We start from the raw sequence: 9,604 nt of genomic DNA, 5'->3' as shown, positions 1-9,604 counted from the left end.
GGGTGGGGGTGGGGGTTAGGGGGTGGGGGTCAGGGCTTCGGTCAGGTCGGGGGTGAGGAGGTTGATCTGCCACTCGCGGGCGTTGAGGCCGCGCAGGGTCTCCGCCACCGACTCCGGGGTGATCTCCTCCGGTGGGGTCCAGGCCAGCCGGCGGATCGAGTCCGGAGTGATCAGGTTTTCCGGCGGCAGGTTGTGCTCACCGGCGATGCGGATCACGACCTCCCGGCAACGGGCCAGCCGACCCGCCGCCACCGGGTCCCGTTCGGCCCACCGGTGCGGCGGAGGCGGGCCCTCCACCGCCGGCGAGACCGGCAGGGAATCCTCCGGCAGCTGCCGGGCGTCGTCGAGCGCGGCGAGCCAGGTGCGGGCCAACCGACGGACCGACCGCCCACCGAAGCCGGGCAGGGTCAACAGGGTCTTCTCGTCCTTCGGGTCCAGCTCCGCCGCAGCGATGATCGCCGAGTCGGGCAACACCCGCCCGGGAGCGGCGTCCCGCCGGGCCGCGATCTGATCCCGGGCGTACCACATCGAGCGGACCCGGGCCTGGGCCCGCGCCCCCCGCAGCCGGTGGATGCCCGAGGTGCGCCGCCACGGCTCCGCGCGCACCCGGGGCGGGCGGGCCCCGGTGCGGACCAGTGCGGCGAACTCCTCCGCGGCCCAGGCCGACTTGCCCTGCCGGGTCAACTCCGCGTCGAGTGCGTCCCGCAGGTCGGTGAGCAGCTCCACGTCGAGGGCGGCGTACGTCAGCCACGACTCGGGCAGTGGTCGGCTCGACCAGTCGGCCGCCGAGTGGTGCTTCTCCAGGGTGAAACCGAGCAGCTGCTCGGTGAGCGCGGCCAGCCCGACGCGTTCGAAGCCGGCGAGCCGGGCCGCCAGTTCGGTGTCGAACAGTCGGCGCGGGCGCAGCCCCACCTCGGCCAGGCAGGGCAGATCCTGGCTGGCCGCGTGGAGAACCCACTCGGCCTCACCGATCACCGCGTCCAGCGCGCTGAGGTCGGGCAGTGGCAGCGGGTCGATCAGCGCCGTGCCCGAACCGGCCCGGCGCAGCTGCACCAGGTACGCGCGTTGGCTGTAGCGGTAGCCGGAAGCGCGTTCGGCGTCCAGGGCGACCGGGCCGGTGCCCGCCGCGAAGCGGGCCACGACCTCGGCGAGCTGGGCCGGGGCGGCCACCGGATCGGGGGTGCCGTCACGCGGGGCGGTCAGCGGAACTGGCCCACCGTCGGCCGGGTCGGCCCCCTCGCCCGCCGGCTGCGGCTGGGCCGACGGCGGGTGCTGGGGTGCGTTTCCCGGAAGTTCCTCGGTGGGCCGACGGCGCAGGGGTGGTTCGTCGGTCACCTGACAACCCTAGTGCGCGCGGAGATCCGGTGGGTGCAGCCGGTCCGGCGTGTGTCGGCCAGGTGTCCGCAAAGTTGCCTGCCGCGTGCCGACCATCAGGCCGCGCCGGCCGGACGCCGGTCGGAGAGGGCGGTGACACCGGGCGGGGGGAGGCCGGCCGTGTCGGCGAGCAGCGCGCACCAGCCGAGCAGATGTGGGGTCAGGTCGTCGTCGACCGGCGTCCAGGACGCGCGGATCTCGATGTCACCGATGGTCGGTGGCCCGGCGAGATCGCCGAACCGGGTCGACATGGTCTGCGTCACCGTCCCGCCGATCGCGCGGTGGCCGGCGTCCTGGGCGTCCAACGCGTCGGTCAGCCACGTCCAGCCGACCCCGGGCAGCAGCGGGTCGGCGGCCAGGTCGACCTCCAACTCGGCGGTCACGTAGGTGACCAGCCGCAGGGTGCCCTGCCACGCCTCGTGCCCGGCCGGGTTGTGCAGCAGGATCAGCCGACCGGTCGCCACCTCGTCGTCGTCGCGCAGCACCGTCGCGGACAGCGCGAACGCGTACGGGGCCAGCCGCTGGGGAGCGCCGACCTCCTCCAGGGTGATCTCCGGCCGGGGGGCGGCCGACCGCAGCCCGGCGACCGCGCGGGCGAACGTCTCCGGGAGCGCGATCGGGGGGGCCATGGTGGCAGCCTATGCCGACGTCCGCCCGCCGCTTCGACGGCGCGCCGACGCTCACCGAGGGGCCCCCACGCCGGTTCGGGGGTAAGGAACGGTGCCCTTCCTCTCACCCCCACCCGGTTGGGGCTGGTGGGCGTGGCACGATTGCGGCGATGAGCACGGACACCACGGGCACTGTCGCCCGAGACGGAGATTCCCGCCCCGGCGGACCGGCCGACTCGCCCTTCATCCGGGCCTGCCGACGTCGGCCCGTCCCGCACACCCCGGTCTGGTTCATGCGCCAGGCCGGCCGTTCCCTCCCGGAATACCGGGAGATCCGGGCGAGCGTGCCGATGCTGGAGTCCTGCCGCCGGCCGGAGCTGGTCACCGAGATCACCCTCCAGCCGGTGCGCCGGCACGGGGTGGACGCGGCCATCCTGTTCAGCGACATCGTGGTGCCCGTCGCCGCGGCCGGGATCGACCTGGACATCGTGCCGGGCACCGGCCCGGTCGTCGCCGAGCCGATCCGCACCGCCGCCGACGTGGAGCGGATCCGCCCGATCACCCGCGACGACGTCCCGTACGTCGACGAGGCCGTCCGGCAGTTGGTGGTCGAGCTGGGCGACACGCCGCTGATCGGGTTTGCCGGTGCGCCGTTCACGCTGGCCAGCTACCTGGTCGAGGGCGGGCCGTCGCGCACCCACGCGAAGACCAAGGCCCTGATGTACGGCGACCCCGAGCTGTGGCACGCGCTCTGCGCCCGGCTGGCCGAGGTGACGCTGGCGTTCCTGCGGGTGCAGATCGAGGCCGGGGTGTCCGCCGTGCAGTTGTTCGACTCGTGGGCCGGCGCGCTCTCCGAGGCCGACTACCGCCGTTTCGTGTTGCCGCACTCGACAGCCGTGCTGAGCGGGTTGGCGTCCGCCGGGGTGCCGCGGATCCACTTCGGGGTGGGCACCGCCGAGCTGCTCGGCGCGATGGGCGAGGCCGGGGCGGACGTGGTCGGCGTCGACTGGCGGACGCCGCTGGACGTGGCCACCGGCCGGATCGGCGCGGACAAGGCGGTGCAGGGCAACCTGGACCCGTGTGTGCTGCTCGCGCCGTGGCCGGTCGTGGAGGCCGAGGTGCGCCGCATCCTGGAGCAGGGCCGGGCGGCCCCCGGGCACGTGTTCAACCTCGGCCACGGGGTGCTGCCGGAGACCGATCCGGAGGTGCTGACCCGGGTGGTCGCGCTGGTGCACGAACTGTCCAGCCGCCGGGCCGACCAGGGCTGAGAAACGTGACGCGGCAGCCCTGGCGGGTGGCGGTGGTCGGCGGCGGGATCGCCGGGCTGGCCGCCGCGGTCCGCTTGCGCGACCGCGCACCGGCCGGCACCGAGATCACCGTGTACGAGCAGTCCGGCGCGCTGGGCGGCAAGCTGCGTACCGGGGAGCTGGCCGGTCAGCCGGTGGAGTTCGGCGCGGAGTCGTTCCTGATGCGCGACCCGACGGGCGCCGAGAGCGCGGCGGTGGCGTTGGCCCGCCGGCTCGGGCTGGCCGAGAGGATCGTGCACCCCACGGTGGGGCAGGCCGCGCTGGTCGTCGACGGAGGGCTGCGCCCCATCCCGGGCGGCACCCTGGTGGGCGTACCCGGGGATCTGGATCGGGTGGCCGCTGTCGCCCGCCCGGCCGCGGACGCCGACACCGACGGTGGTCGGCCGCTGGTCGGGCCGGACGCGGACGTCTCGGTGGGTGCGCTGGTCCGGTCCCGCTTCGGGGACGAGGTGGTCGACCGGCTGGTCGACCCGATGCTGGGCGGCGTGTACGCGGGCCGCGCCGACGATCTGTCCCTGGTCACCACGATGCCGGCGCTGGCCCGGACGGCTCGGGTGGAGCACACCCTGGTCGGCGCGGTCCGGGCCGCGCAGGCCGCCGCGCCGCGAGCGCCCGGCGCCCCGGTCTTCGGCACCCTGGTCGGCGGGCTGAGCACCCTGGTCGAGGCCGCGGTGACGGCCAGCGGCGCCACGGTACGGCGCGACGCCGCAGTGCGTGAGCTGACAGCGACCGGCACCGGTTGGCGGCTCACCGTCGGCCCGACCCGGGACCCGGAACTGGTGGACGTGGACGCCGTGGTGCTGGCGGTGCCGGCGCGCCCCGCCGCCCGGCTGCTCGCCGACGCGGCGCCGGCGGTGGCGGCGGGTGTCGGCGCGCTGGACTACGCGAGCGTCGCGCTGGTCACCATGGCGTTGCCGCAGCCGCGCCTGCCCGAGCTGTCCGGCTTCCTGGTGCCGAGCACCGAGGGGTTGCTGATCAAGGCGGCGACGTTCTTCACCACCAAGTGGGGGCACCTGCGCCGGCCGGACGGGTTGGCGGTGGTGCGCGCCTCGGTGGGCCGGTACGGCGAGGAGGCACAGCTTCAGCGCCCCGACGAGGACCTGGCGGCCACCGTGCACCGGGAGCTCTCGGCGGTGCTCGGCACCGCGCTGCCCGCCCTGGTCGACGGGCACGTGCAGCGGTGGGGCGGGGCCCTGCCGCAGTACGCGCCGGGGCACGCCGACCGGCTCGCCGCCGCGCGGACGGCGTTGCGGGCCGCGTACCCCACAGTGGCCCTGGCCGGCGCCGGTTACGACGGCGTCGGTATCCCGGTCTGCGTCCGCTCCGGCGAGACGGCGGCCGAGGAGATCATCACAGCACTGGGAGGATCGGCGAGATGACCGAGCAGACCAACGCGGCCCGGTTGCGGGAGCTGAACGACAGCATCCGCTACACCATGTGGTCCGTGTTCCGGGCCAGCGCCCCGCTGCCGTCGCTGCGGGACAACGTCACCGGCGAGGTCGAGTCCCTCTTCGAGGAGCTGGCCGGCAAGGACGTGGTGGTCCGGGGCGTGTACGACGTCTCCGGGCTGCGCGCCGACGCGGACGTGATGATCTGGTGGCACTCCGCGTCCAGTGACGCGTTGCAGGACGCGTACCTGCGGTTGCGCCGCACCACGCTGGGGCGGGCGTTGACGCCGGTGTGGTCGCAGATGGCCCTGCACCGGCCGGCGGAGTTCAACAAGAGCCACATCCCGGCGTTCCTGGCCGGCGAGGAGGCCCGCGCCTACATCTGTGTGTACCCGTTCGTTCGCTCGTACGAGTGGTACCTGCTGCCCGACGCCGAGCGGCGCGAGATGCTGGCCGAGCACGGGAAGATGGCCCGCGGCTACCCCGACGTGCGGGCCAACACGGTCGCCTCGTTCGCGCTCGGTGACTACGAGTGGATGCTGGCCTTCGAGGCCGACGAACTGCACCGGATCGTCGACCTGATGCGGGACCTGCGCGCCTCCGGCGCCCGCCGGCACGTCCGCGAAGAGGTCCCGTTCTACACCGGCCGCCGCCGCTCGGTGGCCGAGATCGTCAACTGCCTGGTCTGACGCCCGCCGACCGGCGCCGCACCCCCGCCCGGGTGCGGCGCCGGACGGGGGTCAACTGGTCGTCGTACAGGAGACCAGCGGAACCGGGTTGCTGCCGTTCCACGAGCCGAGGAATCCGAACGTGGTGCTCGCTCCGGCGGCGAGGGTGCCGTTGTGCGCGGCGTTGCGCGCGGTGACCTGCGTGCCGCTGCTGCTGACCGTCGCGTTCCACGACGACGTGACCTGCTGGCCGTTGGCGTAGTTCCAGGTGACCGACCAGCCTCGGGTGGGTGAACCACCGGCGGTCACCTTCACGTCGGCCTGGAAGCCACCGGACCACTGCCCGGTGACCTGGTACGTCGCCGTGCAGGCACCGGCCGGCGGCGGGGTCGTCGGCGGCGGGGTGGTGGGCGGCGGGGTCGTCGGCGGGGGCGTGGTGGGCGGGTTGGTCGACCCGCCGCCGAAGTCGACGTCGCTGCACAGGTAGTACGACTGGTCGAAGTGGCTGGCCTGCCACACGGTGTAGACGATGTGCCGCCCGGTGCGTCCGGGCGCGCTGACCGGGATCTGGATCGAGACGCCGCCGGTGTCCGGGTCCCACTGCGAGGCCGGGGTGTTGCCGATCTGGCCCGCCAACTCCAGGTTGCCCCAGCCCAGCGGTTGGGTGGCGGAGTTGAAGCCCTGCTTGGTCACGTACACCCGGATGTAGTCGGCGCCGTGACTGGCCCCGTCGAAGAAGCGCAGCCGGAAGTTGTTCGACACCGCTGTGGTCTTCCAGGCGCCGACGGTGTCCAGCGCGTTGTAGCGGGGGCTCTGCGTGCGTCCGCCGCTGCACAGTTGGCCGTCGGGGACGGCAGCCTGGTGGTTGCCCCCCACGCCCTCGCGGTACAGGCCGTTCCAGTTCCACATGGCGGCCGGGTCGGCCTGCCAGGCCTGCCAGCACATCGGGTCCTCGGTGGCCATCCGAGGGTTCTGGAAGTCGCCGCCCCACCGCTGCCAGCAGCTGTAGTTGCGCGAGGCCGGGTCGACGACCGAACCGTGCGCCGAGGCGGGCCTGGTCAGCACGGTGGTCAGTGCGGTCGTCAGCAGGAGCGTGGTGGTCGCCACGATGGCGAACAGCCAGAGCACGCGTCGTGATCGGGTGAGAGTGGACATGGAGCCCCCGGGGGGATGAGGTCGGACGTCGACACCCGGATCGCCGGGAGTTGCCCACTCCCGTGCCTCATCGCTGGCTCCCGCGACGGCGCTACCCGGCACGATGCCAGTCTGATCGTCACACGTCAATGGGTTCGCGTCGCATCGGCGTGTGCGGGATGCCGTCCTCGACGTACTCGGGGCCGCTGACCGCGAAGCCGTGCCGGGTGTAGAAGGCGACCAGGTGCGACTGGGCCTCCAGCACGCACCGCCGGTTGCCCACCACCTCCAGCGCCGCGCTCATCAGCCGGCCGGCGTGTCCGCCGCCGCGCGCCGAGGGGGCCACCACCACCCGACCGATCCGGGCGGTGCCGTCCGGGTCGGCCAGAATCCGCAGGTACGCCAGCGGCGCGCCGCCGTCGGTGAGCCAGAGGTGCCGGGTGCCCGGCTCGACGTCGCGCCCGTCGAGCTCCGGGTACGGGCAGTTCTGCTCCACCACGAACACGTCGATGCGCAGCTTGAGCAGGTCGTGGAAGGTGCGGGTGTTCAGGTCGGCGAAGGAGGCCGTCCGGATCTCGGTGGTCTGCTGGGGCATCCACCGATCGTAGGTCGGGCGGTTTCACCTGCTGTCCGCCCGGTCGGGCGCGAGGTAGGTGGCGGCCACGGCGGTGAGCAGCAGGACGCCGCCGACGATCACCGGCAGGGGAAGCGGTTCGCGCAGCAGCGCCACCGCGAGCGCCGCGGCGGTGAGCGGTTCGAGCAGGGTCAGCACGGCCGCGACGCTGCCCGGGGTGGTGCGCAGCCCGGCGTAGAACAACGCGTACGCGACCGCCGTGGTGACCACGCCGAGGTGCAGCAGCAGCGCCACGGTGTCCGGGCGTACCGGCAGGCCGACCCCGGCGACCAGCGCGAACGGCGCCAGGGTCAGCGCGCCGACCACCGTGGAGATGGTGGTCAGGGTCATCGGCGGGGTGCGCTGCGACACCTGGCGGCTGATCAGGGTGGTCACCGCGTACCCGAGGCCGGAGCCGGCCGCCGCGAGCAGGCCGAGCAGCGGGGCGGGCGCCGCCGCGCCGGGCTGCCCGGTGGCGCCGGTGATCAGGACGAGGCCGGCCACCGCCGCGACCAGCGTGCCCAGGCGCAGCGGGCCGGGGAGCCGGCGGGCCTGCACCGACTCCCAGGCGGCGGCGAGCACCGGGGCCAGGCCCAGGCTGACGATGGTGGCCACGCTGACGCCGGCCCAGGCCACGGCGGCGAAGTAGAGCGCCTGGTAGAGGCCGAGGCCGACGCCGGTGAGCAGCAGCGGTACGGGTGCGGCGCGCAGCGCGGACACGATCGTGCGGAGCCGGCCGGCGGTGCAGGCCAGCAGCACGAGCGCGGCGATGGCGAGGCGGTGGAAGCCGATGCTCACCGGGCTGAGCCCGGTGCCCTCGCGCAGGAGTTGCACCGCCACGCCGGTGGTGCCCCACAGCACGCCGGTGACGGTGATCTGGATCAGGCCGCTGCGGGCGGCGTGGCGGGCGGCCGAGGCGGCCGGCAACGGGGTACGGGTCATGGACACGGAAGCGCTCCGAAGGGTGAGCCGTTGACGGGGACGACGTCGACGGAGCGCGTACGACAGGATGGCCGAGCGGGGTCAGGTCACCCGGTCGGCGAGAGGCGCGGCGCTCCGTTCAGGAGCGCGGCGGGGGCAGGACGCCCAGAAACGGTCGCATGGCGACGACCGTACCCCAGTCTGGTGGCCCGGCTGACCCGCGGCCGGGTTGGCGCGGTCAGGCCGGGCGGGCGCCGACGGCGTCGCGGACCTCCGCGCCCACCGCGCCTTCGACCGCGCGGGCGCAGTGCGCGCAGCAGAAGAAGCGGCCGTTGACCTCGACGCCGTGCCCGGCGATCTTGACCTGGCAGTGCTCGCAGATGGGTGCCATCCGGTGGATCGCGCATTCGAACGAGTCGAAGGTGTGCACGTCGCCGCTGACGGTGTGCACCTCGAACGCCATCCAGTAGTCGTTGCCGCAGACCTCGCAGGTTGCCACCGAAAACCTCCGTTACATGGACAAGTGCCTACAGAATCCCCCAGGGCTACCGGGGCGCGCGGCGGAACGTCGACGCCTGACCGGGGTGGCGGCGTGTCGGCGTCGGCGTGTTGCCCGTTGTGCCTGGTGAACCGCCGCGACCCCCGGAGGATCACCGTGATCAAGCGCAACAAGCTCTTCGGCAACCAGACCCGGGTCACCTTCTGCCTGCCCCGTGACGTCCCGCCCGGCCCGGTGAGCGTCGTCGGCTCCTTCAACGGCTGGCAGCCGGGTCGACACGAGTTGGTGGCCCGCCGCGACGGCACCAGGACGGTGACGGTGAAGCTGCCGCCGGGGGAGTACCGGTTCCGGTACCTCGGCACCGGCGGCGTCTGGTTGGACGACGAGTCCGCCGATCAGGTCGACGACCGGGGCAGCCTGCTGCGGCTCTGACAAGAAAACCGTCACCATCGATGTATTTATCGATGAGAGTCTTTACTGTTAACAATGTTTAAATTACGTTGAGGGGCACCTCACCGCACCTGGAGAAGGAGCTGCCCCGATGCGTCGAAGAATCACTGTTCCGCTGGTGGCGGCGGGCGCCGTCGCCGCCACCCTGACCGTCGCCGCCCCCGCGCAGGCGCACGGCTACGTCTCCGCCCCGCCGAGCCGGCAGGCGCTCTGCGCGCAGGGCCGGGTGCCCGACTGCGGGCAGATCAAGTACGAGCCGCAGAGCGTCGAAGGGCCCAAGGGTCTGCGCAGCTGCAACGCCGGAATCGCCCAGTTCGCCGTCCTCAACGACGACAGTCGGGGCTGGCCGGCCACCTCGGTGGGCAGCTCGCTGACCTTCACCTGGGTGAACACCGCCCGGCACGCCACCAGCAACTGGGAGTACTGGATCGGCAACACCCGCGTCGGCGTGGTCAACGGCAACGGTCAGCAGCCCGGCGCCACCGTCTCGCACAACGTCAACCTCGGCGGCTTCACCGGCCGGCAGAAGATCCTCGCGGTGTGGAACATCTCCGACACGGCGAACGCCTTCTACTCCTGCATCGACGTGCAGATCGGCGGCGGCGGGACGAACCCCACCCCCACCCCCACACCCACCCCCAC

At 73.4% G+C, this 9,604-nt stretch carries 11 protein-coding genes; 5 read left to right on the top strand and 6 right to left on the bottom strand.

Going from position 1 to position 9,604, the window contains the following annotated elements; genetic code table 11:
- Positions 1 to 15 precede the first annotated feature (15 nt).
- Both QCZ28_RS34235 and QCZ28_RS34230 read right to left on the bottom strand, forming a co-directional pair.
- Positions 16 to 1,335, bottom strand: coding sequence for a ribonuclease D (locus QCZ28_RS34235; RefSeq protein ID WP_279520499.1), 1,320 nt, complete (start codon positions 1,333 to 1,335; stop codon positions 16 to 18).
- Positions 1,336 to 1,430: 95 nt separating this feature from the next.
- The gene (locus QCZ28_RS34230) at positions 1,431 to 2,003 is read right to left on the bottom strand and encodes a DUF3000 domain-containing protein (protein WP_279520498.1); all 573 of its coding nucleotides are present in this window, start codon (positions 2,001 to 2,003) and stop codon (positions 1,431 to 1,433) included.
- Between the two features lie 149 nt (positions 2,004 to 2,152).
- Between QCZ28_RS34230 and hemE the strand changes: the two genes are divergently transcribed.
- Genes hemE through hemQ form a run of 3 tightly spaced genes read left to right on the top strand, consistent with a single transcriptional unit; the run spans position 2,153 to position 5,366 of the window.
- Positions 2,153 to 3,250 carry a uroporphyrinogen decarboxylase gene (hemE, locus tag QCZ28_RS34225; RefSeq protein WP_279520497.1) on the top strand — a complete coding sequence of 366 codons (1,098 nt, stop codon included), beginning with the start codon at positions 2,153 to 2,155 and terminating at the stop codon, positions 3,248 to 3,250.
- A gap of 5 nt (positions 3,251 to 3,255) precedes the next feature.
- Positions 3,256 to 4,668: a protoporphyrinogen oxidase gene (gene hemG, locus QCZ28_RS34220; RefSeq protein WP_279520496.1), complete on the top strand. Its 1,413-nt coding sequence runs from the start codon at positions 3,256 to 3,258 to the stop codon at positions 4,666 to 4,668.
- On the top strand, positions 4,665 to 5,366 hold the full coding sequence (gene hemQ, locus QCZ28_RS34215) for a hydrogen peroxide-dependent heme synthase (protein WP_030336238.1): 702 nt from the start codon (positions 4,665 to 4,667) through the stop codon (positions 5,364 to 5,366). Before hemG ends, hemQ begins: the two co-directional genes overlap by 4 nt.
- Before the next feature lie 51 nt (positions 5,367 to 5,417).
- Here the strand turns inward: hemQ and QCZ28_RS34210 are convergent, their stop codons facing one another.
- The 4 genes from QCZ28_RS34210 to QCZ28_RS34195 all read right to left on the bottom strand — a co-directional run bounded on the left by QCZ28_RS34210 (position 5,418) and on the right by QCZ28_RS34195 (position 8,512).
- A complete protein-coding gene (locus tag QCZ28_RS34210; RefSeq protein ID WP_279520495.1) occupies positions 5,418 to 6,500 on the bottom strand; it encodes a lytic polysaccharide monooxygenase in 1,083 nt (360 codons plus the stop codon).
- Positions 6,501 to 6,618: 118 nt separating this feature from the next.
- Positions 6,619 to 7,074: a GNAT family N-acetyltransferase gene (locus QCZ28_RS34205; protein ID WP_279520494.1), complete on the bottom strand. Its 456-nt coding sequence runs from the start codon at positions 7,072 to 7,074 to the stop codon at positions 6,619 to 6,621.
- Between the two features lie 24 nt (positions 7,075 to 7,098).
- On the bottom strand, positions 7,099 to 8,034 hold the full coding sequence (locus tag QCZ28_RS34200) for a DMT family transporter (protein ID WP_279520500.1): 936 nt from the start codon (positions 8,032 to 8,034) through the stop codon (positions 7,099 to 7,101).
- Positions 8,035 to 8,251: 217 nt separating this feature from the next.
- Positions 8,252 to 8,512 carry a Prokaryotic metallothionein gene (locus QCZ28_RS34195; protein WP_279520493.1) on the bottom strand — a complete coding sequence of 87 codons (261 nt, stop codon included), beginning with the start codon at positions 8,510 to 8,512 and terminating at the stop codon, positions 8,252 to 8,254.
- Positions 8,513 to 8,668: 156 nt separating this feature from the next.
- On the opposite strand from QCZ28_RS34195, the gene QCZ28_RS34190 reads away from it, so the two are divergent.
- Together QCZ28_RS34190 and QCZ28_RS34185 are read left to right on the top strand one after the other, a co-directional pair.
- The gene (locus QCZ28_RS34190) at positions 8,669 to 8,944 is read left to right on the top strand and encodes an isoamylase early set domain-containing protein (protein ID WP_112737007.1); all 276 of its coding nucleotides are present in this window, start codon (positions 8,669 to 8,671) and stop codon (positions 8,942 to 8,944) included.
- Positions 8,945 to 9,053: 109 nt separating this feature from the next.
- On the top strand, positions 9,054 to 9,604 hold a 551-nt coding region (locus tag QCZ28_RS34185; RefSeq protein WP_279520492.1), incomplete at its 3' end, for a lytic polysaccharide monooxygenase.

It is taken from the genome of Micromonospora sp. DH14 (assembly GCF_029809455.1).
Lineage (GTDB): Bacteria > Actinomycetota > Actinomycetes > Mycobacteriales > Micromonosporaceae > Micromonospora > Micromonospora parva.
Note: the sequence above shows the minus strand (reverse complement) of the source record. Positions and strands in the feature narration are given on the sequence as shown.